18 protein-coding genes are annotated in these 18832 nt (G+C 66.5%); 8 read left to right on the top strand and 10 right to left on the bottom strand.

The window, feature by feature from the left end; translation table 11 throughout:
* Window positions 1–23: 23 nt before the first annotated feature.
* Complete coding sequence (locus A5784_RS31445; RefSeq protein ID WP_064948783.1) at window positions 24–500, top strand: nuclear transport factor 2 family protein; 477 nt, start codon at window positions 24–26, stop codon at window positions 498–500.
* Here the strand turns inward: A5784_RS31445 and A5784_RS31450 are convergent.
* The gene (locus A5784_RS31450; protein ID WP_156750892.1) at window positions 424–1692 is read right to left on the bottom strand and encodes an MFS transporter; all 1269 of its coding nucleotides are present in this window, start codon (window positions 1690–1692) and stop codon (window positions 424–426) included. The genes A5784_RS31445 and A5784_RS31450 overlap by 77 nt on opposite strands.
* 46 nt (window positions 1693–1738) lie before the next feature.
* Window positions 1739–2620, bottom strand: a complete 882-nt coding sequence (locus A5784_RS31455; RefSeq protein ID WP_064948784.1) for a LysR family transcriptional regulator — start codon at window positions 2618–2620, stop codon at window positions 1739–1741.
* Window positions 2621–2670: 50 nt separating this feature from the next.
* On the opposite strand from A5784_RS31455, the gene A5784_RS31460 reads away from it, so the two are divergent.
* Both A5784_RS31460 and A5784_RS31465 read left to right on the top strand, forming a co-directional pair.
* Entirely contained in the window at window positions 2671–3321 is a 651-nt protein-coding gene (locus A5784_RS31460; RefSeq protein WP_064948785.1) for a response regulator, read from the top strand.
* Window position 3322: 1 nt separating this feature from the next.
* The gene (locus A5784_RS31465) at window positions 3323–4486 is read left to right on the top strand and encodes a sensor histidine kinase (protein WP_064948786.1); all 1164 of its coding nucleotides are present in this window, start codon (window positions 3323–3325) and stop codon (window positions 4484–4486) included.
* A 4-nt stretch (window positions 4487–4490) separates the two neighbouring features.
* On the opposite strand, the gene A5784_RS31470 is transcribed toward A5784_RS31465, so the two are convergent.
* The 6 genes from A5784_RS31470 to A5784_RS31495 all read right to left on the bottom strand — a co-directional run bounded on the left by A5784_RS31470 (window position 4491) and on the right by A5784_RS31495 (window position 12189).
* Entirely contained in the window at window positions 4491–6062 is a 1572-nt protein-coding gene (locus tag A5784_RS31470) for an LCP family protein (protein WP_156750897.1), read from the bottom strand.
* 84 nt (window positions 6063–6146) lie between these two features.
* Window positions 6147–7286, bottom strand: coding sequence for an acyl-CoA dehydrogenase family protein (locus A5784_RS31475; RefSeq protein WP_064948788.1), 1140 nt, complete (start codon window positions 7284–7286; stop codon window positions 6147–6149).
* 26 nt (window positions 7287–7312) lie between these two features.
* Complete coding sequence (pntB, locus tag A5784_RS31480; protein WP_064948789.1) at window positions 7313–8752, bottom strand: Re/Si-specific NAD(P)(+) transhydrogenase subunit beta; 1440 nt, start codon at window positions 8750–8752, stop codon at window positions 7313–7315.
* Window positions 8753–8792: 40 nt separating this feature from the next.
* Window positions 8793–10328 carry a Re/Si-specific NAD(P)(+) transhydrogenase subunit alpha gene (locus tag A5784_RS31485; RefSeq protein ID WP_064948790.1) on the bottom strand — a complete coding sequence of 512 codons (1536 nt, stop codon included), beginning with the start codon at window positions 10326–10328 and terminating at the stop codon, window positions 8793–8795.
* 177 nt (window positions 10329–10505) lie between these two features.
* Window positions 10506–11507 carry a magnesium transporter CorA family protein gene (locus A5784_RS31490; protein WP_064948791.1) on the bottom strand — a complete coding sequence of 334 codons (1002 nt, stop codon included), beginning with the start codon at window positions 11505–11507 and terminating at the stop codon, window positions 10506–10508.
* Between the two features lie 10 nt (window positions 11508–11517).
* Complete coding sequence (locus A5784_RS31495) at window positions 11518–12189, bottom strand: TetR/AcrR family transcriptional regulator (RefSeq protein WP_064948792.1); 672 nt, start codon at window positions 12187–12189, stop codon at window positions 11518–11520.
* A 118-nt stretch (window positions 12190–12307) separates the two neighbouring features.
* Between A5784_RS31495 and A5784_RS31500 the strand changes: the two genes are divergently transcribed.
* On the top strand, window positions 12308–13621 hold the full coding sequence (locus tag A5784_RS31500) for a cytochrome P450 (protein WP_064948793.1): 1314 nt from the start codon (window positions 12308–12310) through the stop codon (window positions 13619–13621).
* 6 nt (window positions 13622–13627) lie between these two features.
* Here the strand turns inward: A5784_RS31500 and A5784_RS31505 are convergent, their stop codons facing one another.
* Window positions 13628–14077: a hypothetical protein gene (locus A5784_RS31505; RefSeq protein WP_064948794.1), complete on the bottom strand. Its 450-nt coding sequence runs from the start codon at window positions 14075–14077 to the stop codon at window positions 13628–13630.
* 183 nt (window positions 14078–14260) lie between these two features.
* Here A5784_RS31505 and A5784_RS31510 point away from each other — a divergent pair, with 183 nt between their 5' ends.
* The 4 genes from A5784_RS31510 (at window position 14261) to A5784_RS31525 (ending at window position 17676) form a co-directional block, all read left to right on the top strand.
* Window positions 14261–14878, top strand: a complete 618-nt coding sequence (locus A5784_RS31510) for a DUF1345 domain-containing protein (protein WP_064948837.1) — start codon at window positions 14261–14263, stop codon at window positions 14876–14878.
* Between the two features lie 134 nt (window positions 14879–15012).
* A complete protein-coding gene (locus A5784_RS31515; protein ID WP_064948795.1) occupies window positions 15013–15876 on the top strand; it encodes an ABC transporter permease in 864 nt (287 codons plus the stop codon).
* Complete coding sequence (locus A5784_RS31520) at window positions 15873–16907, top strand: taurine ABC transporter substrate-binding protein (RefSeq protein ID WP_064948796.1); 1035 nt, start codon at window positions 15873–15875, stop codon at window positions 16905–16907. Before A5784_RS31515 ends, A5784_RS31520 begins: the two co-directional genes overlap by 4 nt.
* Entirely contained in the window at window positions 16885–17676 is a 792-nt protein-coding gene (locus A5784_RS31525) for an ABC transporter ATP-binding protein (protein WP_064948797.1), read from the top strand. The genes A5784_RS31520 and A5784_RS31525 overlap by 23 nt, the downstream gene beginning before the upstream one ends.
* 81 nt (window positions 17677–17757) lie before the next feature.
* Here A5784_RS31525 and A5784_RS31530 read toward each other — a convergent pair whose 3' ends face one another.
* Window positions 17758–18624: an alpha/beta fold hydrolase gene (locus tag A5784_RS31530; RefSeq protein ID WP_064948798.1), complete on the bottom strand. Its 867-nt coding sequence runs from the start codon at window positions 18622–18624 to the stop codon at window positions 17758–17760.
* Between the last annotated feature and the right edge of the window lie 208 nt (window positions 18625–18832).

Raw genomic sequence — 18832 nt, forward strand, 5'->3', positions numbered from 1 at the left:
GGTTAGACAGGTAGAACATAGGCATGACTGGAACCCTCCCGCCCGAGAGCCGCCCGCCGTTCCCGCCGTTCACTCTGGAAACGGCCATGCAGAAGGTGCAAGCCGCCGAAGACGCGTGGAACACCCGTGACCCGCACCGGGTCAGCCTGGCGTACACGCCGGACTCCCACTGGCGTAACCGGGCCGAGCACATCGTCGGCCGCGAGCAGATCGTGGACTTCCTGACCCGGAAATGGCTGCGCGAGCTGGACTACGTGCTGCGCAAGAGCCTGTGGGGATTCCGGGAGAACCGCATGGCGGTGCGGTTCCAGTACGAGTGGCATGACGCCGACGGGCAGTGGTACCGCAGCTATGGCAACGAGCTGTGGCAGTTCACCGACGACGGGCTGATGGCTAGGCGTGAGGCCAGCATCAACGACGTCCTCATCGAGGAATCGCAGCGGCGCTACTTCGGTCCACGTCCGGAATCGGAGTACGGCCGCGATATCGAGTTGTGGTGATCGTGCAGGCCAGTAACCCCGCCACGACTGCCAGGCCGATGACCACCCCCGCGACGGCGCTCCAACCGGCCGCGTCGAACGCCACCCCGCCGAACCAGCCGACGGCGCTCGACCCTCCGTAATAGAACAGGTTGTAGAGCGAGGAGGCTTGGGCCTTGCCGTCGGCGGATGCGGCGGTGCCGACCCAGCCCGACGCGATGGCGTGCGCCCCGAAGAATCCCGCGGTGGCGATCACCAGCCCCGCCAGCACGGCGACCAGATTGTGGCTCATGGTGATGGCGACGCCGACGATCATTGTCGCGATCGAGGCGAGCAGCACCGTCCGTCGACCGAACCGGGTGGCCTCGGCGCCGGCTCGTGCCGAGGCCCAGGTACCGGCCAGATACGCCACGAACACCAGGCTGACCACGGTCTGCGGCAGGTGGAAGGGCGCGGCCATGAGCCGGAAGCCCAGGAAGTTGTAGATCGCGACGAAACCGCCCATCAGCAGAAAGCCCTGCGCGTAGAGCACCAGTTGGCGCGGTGACCGCAGGTTGGCCCACAGACGCGGGCCCAGTTCGCGGTGACTGCGGGTGGGGGTGAATCCCTGTGCCGGCGGCGCGAGCTTGGCGAACGCGAGCGCGGCCAGGCCGCACAGGACCGCCACCGTCAGCACGCCGACGCGCCAGCCGAAGTGCTCGGCAACGGGTCCGGTGACGAGCCGACCGGCCAGTCCGCCGATGGTGGTGCCTGCGACGTAGGTGCCCGCCGCTCTGGCCGCGTGCCCCGCGTTGATCTCCTCGGTCAGGTAGGCGACTGCGACGGCCGGTACGCCCGCCACCACGAGACCCTCAAGGAACCGGCCGGTCAGCAGCAGTTGGAAACTCGGGGACAGCGGCACCAGCAGGCCGAGAACCGTTGCAGCCGTGACGGATATCGTCATCACCTGAACCCGGCCGATGCGGTCGGCCAGGGCGGCCCACGGGATCACGCCGACCGCGAGCCCGATCGTGGCGGTCGACACGGCCAGCGCGGTGCCTGCGGCGCCGGTGCCGAGATCACGTGCGATCAGCGGCAAAACCGCCTGGGGTGAATACAGTTGCGCGAAGGTGGCGACTCCGGCGCAGAACAGCGCGGCGAGCAAGCGTCGATAGTCGGCGGAGCCGCGCGTATGCCCTTGCCAGTCAGTCGAAATCGCAGGAGCGGCAGTCACTGCATCGACGTTAGGTAGCTACCGTCGATGTGTCCAATGCATAGAACTAGGTATCTTCATGCGCTTGGCGTATGACGAAGTCGGCGAAACGTTCAGCTGCAGGCGGTAGCGGCCGATCCGCGGGCCACGCCAATCCGAGCTGGCGCTTGGCCGAGGTCTGTGACAACGGGACATAGACCGCTCCCGGCTCGGCGCGCTCGGATCGAGGAACGGGCACGACCGCGACGCCGAAACCCGCAGCGACCAGACCCTCCATCGTCGGGATCTCCATCGCCTCGAACACCACCTGCGGCTCGATCCCGGCCTCGGCACACAATTCGTCGGTGAGCTGCCGCAGGCCGAACTCGGGTGCCAACGCGACGAACGGCTCGTCGCCGGCGTCGGCCAGCCGGATTTGGGTCCGATCGGCGAACCGGTGCCCGCGCGGCACCGCCAGGCATAACCGCTCCAGGTACAGGCCGCGCCACCGGTAGCCGTCCGGACGGGGCGAGGTGATGGCCAGGTCGACCCGGCCACCGGCGAGCGCGTCGACGATGTCGTGTGCGGCGCCCTGGATGAGCGCGAACTGCACGCGCGGCGCCTCGGCGCGGAACCGCCGCAGCAGGTCCGGCACGAACCAGCTGGCCTGGGAATGCAGGAACGCCAACCGAACGGTCCCGGTGTCAGGGTCGCGCAACGCGGCGATTCGCTCAGTGGCAGAACGCATCTCGGCCAAGCTGCGGCGGGCGTGCTCGAGCAGGAGCTCGCCGTAGGCGTTGAGCCGCAGCCGGCGGCCGACCCGGTCGAACAACGGGGTGCCCACCTCGTCCTCCAACCGGGCCAAGGCTCGCGACAGAGTGGGTTGGCTGATGTGCAGCTCGGCTGCTGCGTCGGTGACGTGCTCGGTCTCGGCGAGGACGACGAACCAGTGCAGCTCGTCCAGATGCATGAGGGTGATTCTTGCGTGTTTTTCGGGGTTCCGACGTTATTGCCTGTGGGATGCTGTGCGCCATGGCCGAGAAGGTGCGGGTGGTGGTGGGCGATGACCATCCGATGTTCCGCGAGGGTGTGGTGCGGGCCTTGATCTCCAGCGGCGAGATCGACGTGGTGGCCGAAGCCGACAACGGCGCGGACGCACTGGAACTCATCAAGACCCACCGGCCCCAGGTTGCTCTGCTGGATTACCGCATGCCGCAACTGGACGGCGCTCAAGTGGCGGCCGCTGTCAACCGCGACGAGCTCGGCACCCGGGTGTTGTTGATCTCCGCGCACGACGAGTCGGCCATCGTGTACACGGCGCTGCAGCAGGGTGCCGCGGGTTTTCTGTCCAAGGAGTCCACCCGAAGCGAGCTGGTCAACGCGGTGCTGTCCTGCGCCAAGGGCCGGGACGTGATCGACCCGAACCTGGCCGCCGGATTGGCCGGCGAGATCCGGCGGCGCAACGAACCCGACGCGCCGGTGCTCAGCCCGCGCGAGCGGGAGGTGCTCGATCTCATCGCCAAGGGACGGAGCATCCCTGCCATGGCCAAGGAGCTCTACCTGGCCCCCTCGACCGTCAAGACCCATGTGCAGCGGCTCTACGAGAAGCTCGGGGTGTCAGACCGTGCCGCCGCGGTCGCCGAGGCGATGCGGCGCAAGCTGCTGGACTGACATGGCGTTCCAACGGACCGTCGACTTCTTTGCCTCCCAACCCGTCCGGGTGTCAGCCGTGCTGCGGGTTCCGCTGATCATCTTGATCCTTGTGCTGGTCTCGGTGTGGGAGGTGGACCACTGGCTGCCCGAGGTCTACGCGGTGATCATCGGCGTGTACGCCGTCGCGGCGGTGATCTGGCTGGTGGTGGTGCTGCGCGGGCCGATGCCGCGCTGGGTGGAATGGGCCTCGACGGCCGTCGATGTGCTGGTGTTGGTGGCGCTGTGCGCGGTCTCCGGGGGTGCGACGGCCGCGCTGCTGCCGGTGTTCTTCCTGCTGCCGATCTCCATTGCCTTCCAGGACCGCCCGGTGCTCACCGCGCTGCTCGGCGCCGCGACCGCACTGGGCTATCTGGTGGTGTGGATCTTCTACTCCAAGCGTGACGACAACGTCGGACTGCCCAACGTCGTCTACATGCACGTCGGATTCCTGGTCTGGCTGGCCGTGGCGACGACCGCGTTGTCGCTGGTGCTGGTGCGCCGGTCGGCACGGGTGCGGTGGCTGCTGGAGGTGCGCCGCCGCTTGGTGTCGGAATCGGCGCGCGCCGACGACATCCGCAATGCCGAACTCGCCGAGCACCTGCACGACGGGCCGTTGCAGACGCTACTGGCGGCGCGGCTGGATCTCGACGAGATCCGGGAACGCATACCGGATCCCGCCCTGGACAGGGTGCGCGCGGCGCTGCAGGAGACCGCGGCCGGGCTGCGCTCGACGGTCACCGAGCTGCACCCGCAGGTGCTGGCCCAGCTCGGGCTGGCTGCTGCGGTGCGAGAACTGTTGCGCCAGTATGAGAATCGCGACGTGGTGGTGAACTCTGACATCGAAGACGTCGGGCAACCGGAGTCAGAGGCCCTGCTGTACCGGGCGGCGCGGGAACTGCTGGCGAACGTGAACAAGCATGCCCGCGCCACCGAGGTGACCGTAGGACTGCATCGCAAGGGGGACCGAATTGTGTTGGTAGTAGCCGATGACGGCGTGGGTTTCGACCCGGCGAAGGTCACGACATCCGTGTCCAGTGGGCATATCGGCCTGGCGTCCTTGCAGGTTCGCGTTGAAGCCAATGACGGAACCATGGACATCGACACCTGGCCGGGAACCGGTACGCGGGTGACGGTGACGCTCTAGCAACCTATTTCACACACGGAATACCGGACACCTTCATCTGGGTCAGGTCGGTTGGCGCGGGCGTGTAGCTGCCGGTCGCGGTGGCGGCCACAGTGGTCACCGGGGCGCTCACGGTGGTGGATGAAGTGGTTGTCGAAGACGTCGTCTCGCTGCTCGACAGCGCGTCGGTGTTGCGGTCGGCGTATTCGTCGGCGGGAAAGTCGGTCCCGATGGTCAGTTGCACGGCGCCGGGGGCGACGCCGGTGGACGGCTCTGCCGTCAGCCCCAGTTCGTCGGCAAGGGCATGGCCCGCCGTGTCGGCGCCATGCCCGTACTCGACGGTGGTGGTGGCCGACAACGACGATGCGTCACCCACCTGGCCCTCGGTGAATCCCTTTGCCGCGAAAAGAGTTTCGAGATGGGTGGCCAGCCCGTTGAAGGACGACGCATTGATCACGTCGAGCACTGCGCCGTGACCGTTGAGTGTCGAGTCCTTCGCCGGTGTGCTCGTGGGTGCCGAGGCGGAGTCGGGGCCGGAGACCAGGTCGTGCACGATCTTGCGGACGGTGGGGACGTCGATGATGTTGACGTCCTCGCCGAGGGAGTCCTGCCCGAACTCCTTGATCGGCAAGGTGTACAGCGACGGCGGATGATCGGTGAGAGCCGATGCGCGCTTGGCGAATTCGGCGAGGTCGAAACCTGAGTCCAGGGCGACGTTCTGCTTCGCGACGTTGAGCAGGTTGCGCAGCGTGCTGGCGTTGTTGAGCCCACCGCCGTGGCTCAGCGCGGACACCAGGGCGGCGATGAAGGCCTGCTGACGACGCGTGCGGTCCAGGTCGGTGAAGTTCTCGTCGTTGACGTCGCGGCGCTGCCGGACGAACGCCATCGCCTGCGCGGCGTCGATCTCCTGCACACCCTTGTGGAAGTTGGCCCCCGAATAGGGATCCTCGGTGTCGGCGTTGAGACACACGGTGATCGGTTCGACGGCCTTGGCGATCTGGAAGAACGCGCCGAGGGTGACCTCGACGAAGTGGTCGATCGGGATGCCCAGCAGATTGCGCACCGTGGCGATCTCGGCCTTGCGCCCGGCCTCGCGGGCCTGCTGCTCGTGGATGGCCGCGTTGTCGGAGCTCGACTCCATGTTGTCCATCGCGTGCTGGTAGGCCAGCCCGTAGGCCTGCTTGACCTTGCCCTTGCAGGTGCCGCTGGGGCACCCGGCGAGTTGCACGTAGTCGTCGCGGGGGATGGAGAACGCGGTGGCCGGGCCGCCGTCGCCGGGGAGATGGACGACGATCAGCACGTTGGAGTTGTAGCCGCCCACCGTCTCGTCGCCGGCGTGCAGTGCGTCGTAGATGTCCTGCGGGAGCGGATTGCCGTGCTGATCGAGCCGGCTGTCCAGCCCCATGATGAGGATGTTCTGGGTATTACCCGACGACGCGGGACCACCAGCCAGCGCATTGGACGTGGTGATGCCGTTGAGCGCTCCGTGATAGCCGGCCCAGCCCATGCCGGTGCCTGCCAAGACGGCCGTCGCAGCCAGGCTGACGGCAACCCTGCGGGCAACGCGAAGGCCGCGACGCGGGGCGCGGCTGCCCATCCGGTGCCGAGCCGGAGGCTGCGCATGTGCAGGTTGTGTCATAGTCGCCAGTCATTATGGGGTTACCTGCCATTATGCGGCCTGTCAGGACCCCAAACTCCGCGCGATCACCATCCGCTGGATCTGGTTGGTGCCTTCGAAGATCTGCGTGATCTTCGCTTCTCGCATGAACCGCTCCACGCGGTAGTCGCGGGTGTAGCCGGCGCCGCCGAATACCTGCACGGCATCGGTGGTGACTTTCATCGCAGCGTCGGTGGCGATCAGCTTGGCCACGCTGGCCTGCGTCGAATACGGCAGACCGGCATCACGGCGGCGGGCGGCATCCAGGTAGGTGGCCCGGGCGCTGACCACCGCGGCGGCCATGTCGGCCAGCAGGAAGCCCAGGCCCTGATGGTCGATGATCTTGCGCCCGAACGTGGTGCGCTCGTTGGCGTAGCGCACAGCCTCGTTCAGCGCGGCCTGTGCGATGCCGACGGCCACCGCCGCGATACCGAGCCGGCCCGAGTCCAGAGCCGAGAACGCGATCGACAGGCCCTGACCCTCGGAGCCGATGAGTCGGTCGGCGTCGAGCAGTGCGTTGTCGTAGAACGCCGATGTGGTGGGCACCGCGTGCAGCCCCATCTTCTCCTCGGGCTTGCCGAAGGTCAGACCGTCGAGATCCCCGGGCACCAGGAAGCACGACACTCCGCGAGAACCCTCGCCGGTGCGCGCGAACAACGTGTAGAAGTCCGCCTTGCCGCCGTGGGTGATCCACGCTTTGGACCCGTTGAGCACGTAGCCGTCGCCGGACCGCGTGGCCGAGCAACGCAGCGCAGCGGCGTCCGACCCCGCCTGGGGCTCCGACAGGCTGTAGGCGCCGATCTGGGTACCCGAGAGCATGCCGGGCAGCCAGCGCTGCTTCTGCTCGTCGGTGCCGTAGGCCAGCAGCGGATGCGATGACAGGCTGTGCACGCTGACGGCCACGGCAATGGCAGCCCAGCGGGCGGCGATCTCCTCGAGTACCTGCAGGTACACCTCGTAGGGCTGACCGCCGCCGCCCCACTCCTCGGGCTGGGGCAGGCTCAACAGCCCCGCCTGCCCCAGTTGGGCGAAGACCCCTTCCGGATACTTTTCGTCCCGCTCGTGTTCGTCGACGATCGGATCGAGCACCTTGTCCGCGATATCGCAGGTCAGGGCGATGAGTTCACGCGACTCATCGGATGGCAGTAAGCGGTCCACCGGCATACTTGCACATCCTAGTTTCTGGCGGGCTACACGCGTTCGACGGCGGGCAGGGCGGCGAGGATGTCGTTGACGCGGTCGCGGGCGTCGCCGAAGAGCATCTGGGTGTTCTCGCGGAAGAACAGCGGGTTCTGCACGCCGGCGTAGCCCGAGGCCATGGAGCGTTTGAACACGATGACGTTGTCGGCGTTCCACACCGTGAGCACGGGCATACCGGCGATCGGGCTGCCCGGGTCCTCGGCGGCGGCCGGGTTGACTGTGTCGTTGGCGCCGATGACGAGGACGACGGAGGTGCCGTCGAAGTCGTCGTTGATCTCGTCCATCTCCAGCACGATGTCGTAGGGCACCTTGGCTTCGGCCAGCAGCACGTTCATGTGACCGGGCAGGCGACCGGCGACGGGGTGGATGCCGAAGCGGACGTTGACGCCGCGCTCACGCAGCTTGCGGGTCAGGTCGGCCACCCCGTACTGGGCCTGTGCCACGGCCATGCCGTAGCCCGGCGTGATGATCACCGAGTCGGCGTGGGCGAGCAGTTCGGCCGCGCCTTCGGCGTTGATCTCGCGGTGCTCGCCGTAGTCCTTGTCCTCAGCCGGGCCTGCCTCGATGCCGAAACCGCCTGCGATGACGGAGATGAACGACCGGTTCATGGCCTTGCACATGATGTAGGACAGGTAAGCACCGGAGGAGCCGACGAGGGCGCCGGTGATGATCAACAGATCGTTGGACAACAGGAAGCCCGACGCCGCCGCGGCCCAGCCGGAGTAGCTGTTGAGCATCGACACCACCACGGGCATGTCGCCGCCGCCGATGGAGGCGACCAGGTGCCAACCCAGCAGCAGGGCCAGCGCGGTCACCACGGCCAGCAGCCACAGGTGCGGGGAGATGACGAACCACACGGTCAGGACGAAGAACGCGACCAGCGCGCCGACGTTGAGGAAATTCTTGCCGGGCAGCATCAGCGGGGCGGACTTGATGCGGGCCGACAGCTTGAGGTTGGCCACGATCGAACCGGTGAAGGTCACCGCACCGATGAAGACGCCGACGAACACCTCGGCGGAGTGGATGCCGAGCATGCCCTCGGCATGAAGGTGAGCGGCCTCGGCGCCGGCGAGATCATTCTCGACGTGCAGGTAGCCGTTCCAGCCGACCAATACCGCGGCCAGACCGACGAACGAGTGCAGCAGCGCGATCAGTTCGGGCATGCCCGTCATCTCGACCACGCGGGCGCGCCACAGTCCGATCGCCGCGCCGACGATCATGGCGCCGATCAGCAGGGCCAGCCCCAGGGGTTCGATCTTGCGGTCCAGGGCCAGTGCGATGGTCGCGATCAGCGCCACTGCCATGCCGACGATGCCGAATGTGTTTCCGGCCCTTGATGTCTCATGTTTGGACAGGCCGGCCAGGGCGAGGATGAACAGTAGTGCTGCGATGACGTAGGCCGCTGAGGCGACGTTTTCTAAGGTGAACATGGAATCCGTTCGGAGAAAGTCTGTGGTGGGGGCGCAGGCTCTAGCTGCGGGAGAACATCGCGAGCATGCGGCGCGTCACCGCGAAGCCGCCGAAGACGTTGATGCTGGCGAGCAGGATCGCCAGGCAGGCCAGCACGGTCACCGGGACGTTGTGCTGGCCGATCTGCAGCAGCGCCCCGACGACGATGATTCCCGAGATCGCGTTGGTCACCGACATCAGCGGGGTGTGCAGCGCGTGGTGCACATTGCCGATCACGTAGTAGCCGATCACGATCGCCAGCGCGAACACGGTCAGGTGCACCTGCAGTGCGCTCGGGGAGATCGCGATCAGCGCGAAGACCGCGGCGGCGACAGCGAATGTCACTCCGAGGCGGCGTCCGGTCGACATCGGCTGCTTCTGCGGCTTGGCGGCCGGGGCTTCGGCGGCGGCCTTGGCGGCCGGTGCGGCAGACACCTGCACCGGAGGCGGCGGCCAGGTGATCTCGCCGTCGCGCACCACGGTCACCGACCGCTGCACGACGTCGTCGAAGTCCAGGATGAGCTTGCCGTCCTTCTCAGGCGTGAGCAGCTTCAGCAGGTTCACCAGGTTGGTGCCGTACAGCTGGGAGGCCTGAGCGGGCAGTCGGCCGGCCAGATCGGTGTAGCCGATGATCGTCACACCGTTGTCGGTCACGATCGCCTTGTCCTTGACGGTGCCTTCCACGTTGCCGCCGTTGGCCGCAGCCATGTCGACGATCACGCTGCCCGATTTCATCGACGCGACCATGTCGGCGGTGATGATGCGGGGCGCGGGCCTGCCGGGGATCAGCGCGGTGGTGATGATGATGTCGACATCTTTGGCCTGCTCGGCATAGAGCTGCGCTTCGCGGGCCTTGTAGTCCTCACCCATCTCTTTGGCGTAGCCCGTGGTCGAGACCTCGGCCGCAGCCGGATCCACCGCGAGGTATTCCCCGCCCAGGGACGCGACCTGATCGGCGACCTCCGGGCGGGGGTCGGTGGCCCGCACGATGGCGCCCAGGCTGCCCGCGGCGCCGATGGCGGCCAGGCCGGCGACCCCGGCACCCACCACGAGCACCTTGGCCGGGGGCACCTTGCCTGCCGCGGTCACCTGACCGGTGAAGAACCGGCCGAACTCGTGAGCGGCCTCGATCACTGCGCGGTAGCCGGCGATGTTGGCCATCGAGGACAACACATCCAAGGACTGCGCCCGCGAAATGCGTGGCACCGCGTCCATGGCCAGCACGGTGATGCGGCGCGTGCCGAGCTTCTCGACCAGTTCGGGCTTGAGGGCCGGAGAGATCAGGGCGACCAGGGTCGCACCGTCGCGCAGCGCGGCGATCTCATCGTCGGTGGGCGCGTTGACCTTCAGCACCACCTCCGCCGCCCATACCTGCTCGAACGAGCCGATCTCGGCGCCGGCCGCTACGTAGGCACTGTCGGCGAAGCTCGAGGCCGACCCGGCGCCGGATTCGACGACGACGGCATAGCCGAGCTTGGTAATCTGTCCGACAGTCTGCGGTGTGGCAGCGACGCGTGTTTCTCCCGGCTGAGACTCGCGCGGAATCCCGATGATCATCTACTTGTGTCCGATCTGTTGATTGGGCATGGATGAGTCTTGCATTTGAGTTCGGGTCTCTCTCACGTCCTCCAACGGTGAACAGCGCTCTAGGGTTTGAGTCCTATCGTTGACCTGCGGCGTTCAATTCGGTCTGACTCCCAATATCCCCCAAAAGGGGGAGCTGTGAGATGCGTCTCAGAGCCAGTCGCGACGCTTGAACATCACGTACAGCAGGACTACCAGCACGACGATCAGGGTGGAGCTGGCGATGAAGCCCACCACGGTGTTGATGCCCGGATACACGACGTTCTGGCCGTAGAAACCGGTGATGGCCGTCGGGACCGCGATGATCGCGGCCCAGCCGGTGAGCTTCTTCATCACGGTGTTGAGCCGGGCGTCCTGCAGCGACAGATTCGTCTCGAAAACGGTGGTGACCATATCGCGCAGGGATTCGGTCCACTCCGATGCCCGCAGCACGTGGTCGTACAGGTCGGCGTAGAGCGGGTCGAGTTCGGGCGAGATCTTCGAATCCATGCGGCGATGCTGGATGGTGCTGACCACCTCCCGCATCGGCAGGACCACGCGGCGCAGCTGGACGAGATCCTTGCGCAGCCGGAAGGTGCGTCGCTGCAGGCCGCGTTGGGGACCGCCGTCGTCGAACAGTTCGTCCTCGAGCGATTCGATGGCGTCGTCGAGTTCCTGGACCGCCTCGAAGTGTCCGTCCACCACGACGTCGAGCAGGCCGTGCACGAGTGCGCCGACTCCGTACTGTTGCCCGCCGAGTTCGTCGAAGCGCCGTGAGACCTCGTCGGCATCGAAATTGGTGGGCTCCGGTTCGGCCGGCAGTCGCACGGTGATGAGTCCGCGGGGCAGCACGAACGCCGAGATGCGGTGCTTGACCAGTGTGCTCGAGATGTCGTCGGTCGGGATCCTCAGGTGCACCGCATACACCGTGAAGAACGTATGTGTGTGGTACACAGACGCTTTCGTGCGTTCCATGGGCGCCATGGCGTCCTCGACGGCCCAGATGTTGAGCCCGAGTTCCGCGGCGAGAGCCCGCAGTGTGTCGTGATCCGGATCGTAGATGTCAGCCCAGATCAGGGTGTTCTCATCTGTCAGACAGTCCGAGATCCCGTCGAATGTGAAACCGTCGACCGCCCGGCCCGCTCGCCAGATCCTCCCCTGCACCTGGGTCATGGTTATCGAGTCAATCACGCTCCGCTGCAGTGACCATCGGCAACAGGTATGTCCGCACGTACTCACGAGTGTCTTCGAGCGTGGTGAGTTTGATGCTGGAGTGCGGCGTGACGATGAAGGACAACGTCAGCCGGGTGTGCAGTTCGGCGACGGTACGCAGGTGGCGCTCCTGGGCTTCGGTGGTCTGCGTCGTCCCGTACAGGTCGGTGCGCAGCTGTGCGGCGGAGTGCTCGGTGGCGAAATCGATGATGGCGCCTGCGTCGACGGTGAGGCTGGGCAGGATCGTCTCGGGCTCGGTGCGCAGCAGCTGCTTGAGCAGGGCGTGCTCGCGCAGGAACGTCACGGTGAAAACGGTGTCGAACACCATGCGGTCCTCCAAGGTGTCGGCCTGCGCCCGAGCCCGGTCGCTGCCCTCCAGGTAGCGGCGCGCCTCGGCGAGCACGAGGGCGTCGATCAGGGCGTCCTTGGTGGGGAAACGTCGGTAGAGCGTCGCGCGGCCAACCCCGCTGCGTCGCGCGACGTCTTCCATGGTTGTGCGCCGGATGCCCACCAGCTCAGCCTGTTCCAGGGCTGCGGCCAGGATGCGGGTGCTGATCGCGTCCGGCTCGCGGACCAGGGTCAGCACCGCGGGGTCGGGGCGGGCGAGCCGTCGCACGAAGTCGGCTGTTCGCGTCGTCGTCACGCAACTCCTCCTTGCCTGCGGATGCCCGTCGTCGTAGCGTAGTCATCGGCACAAGAGAGACGATGAGTGTCTATTTGTCTCTCCGTCTCATTCTAGTGATCGATCGGGGAGGGTGTTGATGAACATCGGACTTTGGGCGCGGTGGGTGGCCCTGCACGCGGTACCGAGGACGTTCATGAGAATTCAGGCGGTGCGGGGCAATCCAGTGGCCGGGCTGATCGCCAATCACGGGCAAGGCCTCGATCCGTATCCGCTGCTGGAGGAGATCCGGGCGCGCGGGCCACTGATCCGTACCCCCTTCGCGTGGGCCAGCGTCGACCACGCTGTGTGCCGAGAGATATTGCGGGACAAGCGCTTCGGGGTGACGCCGCCGACGGGTATGGAGTTGCCCGCACCGCTGCGGGCATTGCTGGCACGCACCGACCCGGGCGTCGCGAACCCGGTCGAGCCGCCCGCGATGGTGATCGTCGATCCGCCCGACCACACGCGCTACCGCCAGCTGGTGGCGCAGAGCTTCACGCCGCGGGCCATCGACACGCTCGACACCCGGGTTGCCGAGGTGACGCGCGAACTGATCGACCGACTCGCGGAGAGCTCGCAGCCGGACCTGATCGCAGACTTCGCCTCGGCGCTGCCGGTCGCGATGATCGCCCAGATCCTGGGTCTGCCCGACGACACCCATGCGCGGCTGCTGCAGTGGGGACACCACGGAGCACCGTTGCTGGACATCGGAATCCGCTGGCGCACCTACCGCCAGGCCATCGAGGGGTTACGCGGCATCGACGGTTACCTCACCGAGCACTTCCGCCGGGTGCGCACCGGCGCTCCCGACGACAACCCGTTCAGCCGCATGGCCGCCGACAACACCCTCACCGAACGCGAACTCACCGCCAACGCAGCACTTCTCATCGGCGCCGGATTCGAGACCACGGTGAATCTCATCGGCAACGGCATCGTCCTGCTCCTACAGCACCCCCAGCAGCTGCAGCGACTGGGCGACCAGCCCGAGCTGTGGCCCGCCGCCGTTGAGGAGATCCTGCGCATCGACAGCCCGGTCCAGATGACCGCCCGCACCGCGCACTGCGACATCGAGGTTGCGGGACAACGTATTCGGGCCGGTGACATGGTCGCGCTGCTCCTCGGCGGCGCGAACCGGGATCCGAGGGTGTTCCCCGATCCGGCAGTCTTCGACGTCACCCGACGCAATGCGCGCGACCACCTGGCATTCGCGTCAGGAATTCATGCGTGCCTCGGCGCCGCGCTGGCCCGCATCGAAGGCGCCACGGCATTGCGCGCCCTGTTCGAGTCCTATCCCGATCTTCGGCTGACCGAGCCCCCGAAACGGCGGGATCTGGTCAACCTCCACGGATTCGAGCGGCTGCCGGCCCAATTGGGCTGCAGGCGAACGGAGGTCGTCAGGTTGACCGGGTGAGCGCCGTCAGATCCGGTCGAAGATGCTGTTGACGATGTCGTCGCCGATGCCGAAGCCCGCTCCGTTGACGATCGCCTGACCGAACCGCCCGCCCAGGAAGTGCTGCAGCGCCCCGCCCTGTTGCGGTTGGTACTGCGGCTGATAGGCCTGCTGGGCAGGGTATTGCGGCTGCTGGTACTGCGGTTGGTACTGCGGTTCGGGCTGCTGATACACCGGGGCCTGCACGTGGTTGTCCACCAACGCATGGATGGCGGTCAACAGCTGGGTGGTGGAGCTCTCCTCGTCACGGATCGCCAGCGCGATCTCCTTGAGGTCGAGCGCCCACTCCCGTGCGTTGGTGTCCCCGGCGGCAGCCGCAGTCGACAGCTTGCCTGCCAGCGCCTGCAGCAACGCCGACGTCTGCTGTGCTTGTTGCTGCAGTGCGGCGTACTGGCTGTCTACGGTCGCAGTGTCCATGCGCACATGTCTACCGGGCGGCGCTGTGATCCAGCTGAAAGTTTGCCGCCCACGGCATGCAGTGGGGTGAAACGTTGCGCTGCCATGATTCTCGACCGCCGTCCGGATGAGGAACTCCGCCGGTACGCTCAGCTGAGCCGTGTCCGCAGTGATCGGGGGGCAACCGTGAGCGATCGGTCGTCGATATCGGGAGCCACCAGGTTCTGGATCAGCCTGGCCGCCGGCCTGGTCGTCGGCGCCGGAGCCGGCGCGGTGTCGGGGCGCTGGCCGGTCGGATTGCTGACGGTCGTCATCGTCGCGGCGGGGCTCAGCGTGGTGTGGGCGTTGGCCGTGCTGTGGCCCATGGATCCGGACCAGACGCGCGACCATGCGAGTGCTGCCGACGTCCACAATGACGTCGGAGATCTGATGCTGGTGCTGATCCTCGCCGCCAGCCTGACCTCGATCGCCATTCTGCTGGCATCGGCCAACGACGCCGACAAAGCCAAATATGCCGGCATGTCGCTGGTGGCTATTCTCCTGTCGTGGTCCCTGCTGCACACCATGTACGCCGCGCGCTACGCCCGCATCTACTACCAGGGTGAGGTGCGGGACATCGACTTCAACTCCAAAGTCCCGCCACGGTATGTCGACTTCTACTACTTCTCGTTCAACCTCGGCATGACGTATCAGGTGTCCGACACCAACGTCACCACCTCTCATATGCGCGGAGAGGTACTCAAGCACTGCCTGTTCAGCTACATCTACGGCACCGTGATCATCGCGTGCACCATCAATCTGGTTATCAACCTCGTCGGATAAAAACTCTGCGTGAGCAGAGATCTTCTCGTGCGCGCTCAAGCCCGGTACCAATACTCCTCGTGAACCCGACACCGCCGCGACGCTGCTGCCTGCGCGCCTCGTAAGCCTTTCCATCACACAGAAAGTCAAGGTGCGTGTCCGTCGTAACGAGTATTTCCCCAACTGAGCCCGTGGCCGGCGCAACAACCGTTGTTGCCCCACCGTCGCGCTGGCGGGCCCGGTTGACCAAACTCGCCCTGCCGTTGGCGTCGGTCGTCGTGTTCCTGGCTGTGTGGCAGGTGGTGGCATGGGCGGGCATCTGGAATCAGACGTTCGTGCCGTACCCGAGCACGGTGTGGCGCGCCTTCATCGATGTCTCCACCACGCATGACGGCACCCGCGGGTATGCCGGATACCTGCTGATCGAGCACCTCTATATGACGCTGCGCCGAGTCCTGGCAGGCGTGGTGATCGGAGTGGGAGTCGGTGTCGCGCTTGGCCTGCTGATGGGTTCGGTGGGCTGGCTGCGCAGCGTCCTCGAACCCTGGCTGACCTTCCTGCGCGCGCTGCCGCCGCTGGCCTACTTCTTCCTGCTGGTCATCTGGCTGGGCATCGACGAAGCACCCAAGATCACCCTGCTGGCGCTGGCCGCGCTGCCGCCGGCAGCTGTGGCCACCACCGCTGCCGTTCTCGCCGCCCCGGTCGGGTTGCAAGAAGCCGCGCGTGCGCTTGGCGCGACGCGTGCGCAGGTGATCCGTGACGTCGTGGTGCCGGCCGCACTGCCCGAGACGTTCACCGGTATCCGGTTGGCCGTCGGGATGGCGTATTCGTCGGTGGTCGCCGCCGAACTGTTCAACGGCATCCCCGGAATCGGTGGATTGGTCAAGGACGCAAGCAATTACAACAACACACCGGTGGTTCTCGTCGGCATCTTCGCCATCGGGATATCGGGTCTGGTGATCGACGGGGCGCTGCGTACCGCCGAACGCCGGGCGGTCCCCTGGAGAGGAAAGATATGAGAATCGGCAGACTTGCCGCACTGGTCGCGGCGACAGCGCTCACCTTGGCCGGCTGCGCCGTCGACCACTCCGGCCAGGACTCTGCGAAGCCGACCATTCGCATTGGGTACCAGTCATTCCCGAGCGGAGACCTGGTCGTCAAGAACAGCAAGTGGCTGGAACAGGCCCTGCCCGGCTACAACATCAAGTGGACGAAGTTCGACTCGGGCGCCGATGTCAACACCGCGTTCATCGCCAAGGAACTCGACTTCGGCGCCCTCGGGTCGAGCCCGGTGGCGCGTGGACTGTCCGCGCCGCTGAACATCCCGTACAAGGTGGCGTTCGTTCTCGATGTCGCGGGTGACAACGAGGCGCTGGTGGCGCGCAACGGCACCGGCATCAACACGATCGCCGATCTGCGGGGCAAGCGGGTCGCCACCCCGTTCGCGTCGACCGCGCATTACAGCCTGCTCGCCGCACTGGCCCAGAATGGCTTGTCGCCCAATGATGTTCAGCTGATCGATCTGCAGCCCCAGGCCATTCTGGCGGCGTGGGACCGCGGTGACATCGCCGCCGCATACACGTGGTTGCCGACCTTGGATCAGTTGCGCAAGAGCGGCAAGGATCTGGTCACCAGCCGGCAGCTGGCCAAGGACGGCAAACCGACGCTGGACCTCTCTGCGGTGTCCGACGAGTTCGCGGCTGCGCATCCCGACGTGGTCGACGTGTGGCGGCAGCAAGAGGCCCGCGCGCTCAACCTCATCAAGGACGATCCGAGCGCTGCTGCCAAAGCGATCGCCGCGGAGGTGGGGCTGAGCCCCGACGAGGTCACCGGGCAGCTCAAACAGGGCGTGTATCTGACACCCGAGCAGGTGGCCTCGCCGGAATGGCTTGGTACCGAAGGCAAGCCGGGCAACATCGCAGTCAACCTGCAGAGTGCCTCGCAGTTCCTCGCCGACCAGAAGCAGATCCCGGAGCCTGCCCCGTTGGCGACGTTCCAGGGCGCCATCTACACGAAAGGACTCCCCGGTGTCCTCACCAAACAGCAATGACGCCAAGGGCAGTCTGCGCATCAACAACGTGGCACACCGCTACGGCCGTGGCGCCGACAAGGTGACCGCGCTGGGGCCGGTCGACCTCGATGTCGAGCCGGGCGCCTTCCTGGTGCTGGTGGGCGCCTCGGGCTGCGGCAAGAGCACGTTACTGCGATTGATCGCCGGGTTCGAAACCCCGTCCGAGGGCGAGGTACAGGTGGCCGGATCCCGACCGACCCCTGGCGTGAGCTCCGGTGTGGTGTTCCAGCAGCCGAGGCTGTTCCCATGGCGCACCGTCGGCGGCAACATCGACCTCGCACTCAAGTACGCCAAGGTGCCGCGCGAGCGGCGGGCGGACCGGCGTGAGCAACTGCTGGAGCGAGTCGGCTTGGAAGGCACCGGGAACCGCAAGATCTGGGAGATCAGCGGCGGCCAGCAGCAGCGGGTGGCGATCGCCCGGGCCTTGGCGGCCGAGACCCCGCTGTTCCTGCTAGACGAGCCGTTCGCCGCACTCGACGCGCTGACCCGCGAGCGGCTGCAGGACGACGTGCGTCAGGTGAGCGCGGAGTCGGGCCGCACCACGGTGTTCGTCACCCACAGTGCCGACGAGGCGGCGTTTCTGGGCTCACGCATCGTCGTGCTGACCCGGCGGCCCGGCAAGGTCGCGCTGGACCTGCCGGTCGAATTGCCGCGGACCGGGGTGTCCGCCGACGAATTGCGGCGTTCCCCTGAGTATCTGAAGCTGCGTGCCGAGGTGGGCGACGCCGTGAAGGCAGCCGCGGCGTAGCTCCGTGTGCAACACTTGCGCCGAATTCGACGCAAGTGTCGCAAATCCGCAGGCGCAGCTGCCTTTTCGTCGAATTCGGGGTTAGGCGACCCGATCCAGGAAAGCCTTGATCAGTCCGGCCACGTCATCGTTGGCGGTTTCCAGCAGGAAGTGGCCGCCGTCGAGGACGTGGATTTCGGCGTCGACCGCATCTTTGCCGAACGCGCGCGCACCGTCGGGTCCGAAGATCGGGTCGCCGCCGCCCCACACCGCCAGCACCGGAACGGCACTCGTGCGCAGGTATTCGTGCAGGGCCGGGTACAGCGGGGCGTTGGTTGCGTAGTCGCGGAACAGCTGTAGCTGCACAGCGTCGTTGCCGGGGCGGGCCAGCTGCGCGGCGTCGTGCACCCAGGTGTCCGGGTCGACCAGGCTTTCGTCCGAAACACCGGTCAGGTACTGCCATTTGATGCCCTCGATGTCCAGCGCGGTGCGCACGGCGGCCTCGGTCTCGGGCGTCTGCTCGCGCTGGTAATCCCACACGGTGGTCCAGAAGCTCTCGACGAACCCCTCGTCGTAGCCGTTGCCGTTCTGCGTGACGATCGCGGTGATGGCCTGCGGATGCCGCAGGGCCAGCCTCCAGCCGATGGGTGCGCCGTAGTCCTGAACGTAGATCGCGTAGCGGGTGAGGCCCAGCTGTCGCAGGAGGCCCTCGGTCAGGTCGGTGAGCGCGTCGAACGTGTAGGTGAATTCGTCGACGGTCGGTGCGTCGGAGTGGCCGAAGCCGAGGTGGTCCGGTGCGATCACGTGGTAGAGCTCGGCGAGCAGCGGGATGAGGTTGCGGAACATGTACGAGCTGGTGGGAAAGCCGTGCAGCAGAACGATCGCGGGGGCATCGGGGGATCCGGCTTCGCGGTAGAACAGCCGCCGGCCGTCGACGGTGGCGTAACGGTGGTGGACGCGAGCCGACATCTCTAACTCCCTTGATTGGCATTACCGGTTAGGGATAGTCAACGCCGGAGGACATAACCTGTCAATAGGCATTTGATAGTTAGAAATCTACGGCATGAAACAGTGAGGCCTGCTCAGGCGGCGGGGAGGGTGTGCAGATGCCGCGTCCGGCGATTGGACGAGGTCGGTGCAGATCGAACGCCCGGTGCGGTCACGGGCGGCAGGGACC

It is taken from the genome of Mycobacterium sp. 852013-50091_SCH5140682 (assembly GCF_001665685.1).
In the GTDB taxonomy this organism is placed as follows: Bacteria; Actinomycetota; Actinomycetes; order Mycobacteriales; family Mycobacteriaceae; genus Mycobacterium.

What these genes read in the sequence shown, in the direction of transcription:
- A5784_RS31445 (WP_064948783.1), top strand. Translation starts at nt 24, where the DNA reads ATGACTGGAACCCTCCCGCCCGAGAGCCGCCCGCCGTTCCCGCCGTTC.
- A5784_RS31455 (WP_064948784.1), bottom strand. Translation starts at nt 2,620, where the DNA reads ATGCATCTGGACGAGCTGCACTGGTTCGTCGTCCTCGCCGAGACCGAG.
- A5784_RS31460 (WP_064948785.1), top strand. Translation starts at nt 2,671, where the DNA reads ATGCTGTGCGCCATGGCCGAGAAGGTGCGGGTGGTGGTGGGCGATGAC.
- A5784_RS31465 (WP_064948786.1), top strand. Translation starts at nt 3,323, where the DNA reads ATGGCGTTCCAACGGACCGTCGACTTCTTTGCCTCCCAACCCGTCCGG.
- A5784_RS31470 (WP_156750897.1), bottom strand. Translation starts at nt 6,062, where the DNA reads ATGGGCAGCCGCGCCCCGCGTCGCGGCCTTCGCGTTGCCCGCAGGGTT.
- A5784_RS31475 (WP_064948788.1), bottom strand. Translation starts at nt 7,286, where the DNA reads ATGCCGGTGGACCGCTTACTGCCATCCGATGAGTCGCGTGAACTCATC.
- pntB (WP_064948789.1), bottom strand. Translation starts at nt 8,752, where the DNA reads ATGTTCACCTTAGAAAACGTCGCCTCAGCGGCCTACGTCATCGCAGCA.
- A5784_RS31485 (WP_064948790.1), bottom strand. Translation starts at nt 10,328, where the DNA reads ATGATCATCGGGATTCCGCGCGAGTCTCAGCCGGGAGAAACACGCGTC.
- A5784_RS31490 (WP_064948791.1), bottom strand. Translation starts at nt 11,507, where the DNA reads ATGACCCAGGTGCAGGGGAGGATCTGGCGAGCGGGCCGGGCGGTCGAC.
- A5784_RS31500 (WP_064948793.1), top strand. Translation starts at nt 12,308, where the DNA reads ATGAACATCGGACTTTGGGCGCGGTGGGTGGCCCTGCACGCGGTACCG.
- A5784_RS31505 (WP_064948794.1), bottom strand. Translation starts at nt 14,077, where the DNA reads ATGGACACTGCGACCGTAGACAGCCAGTACGCCGCACTGCAGCAACAA.
- A5784_RS31520 (WP_064948796.1), top strand. Translation starts at nt 15,873, where the DNA reads ATGAGAATCGGCAGACTTGCCGCACTGGTCGCGGCGACAGCGCTCACC.
- A5784_RS31530 (WP_064948798.1), bottom strand. Translation starts at nt 18,624, where the DNA reads ATGTCGGCTCGCGTCCACCACCGTTACGCCACCGTCGACGGCCGGCGG.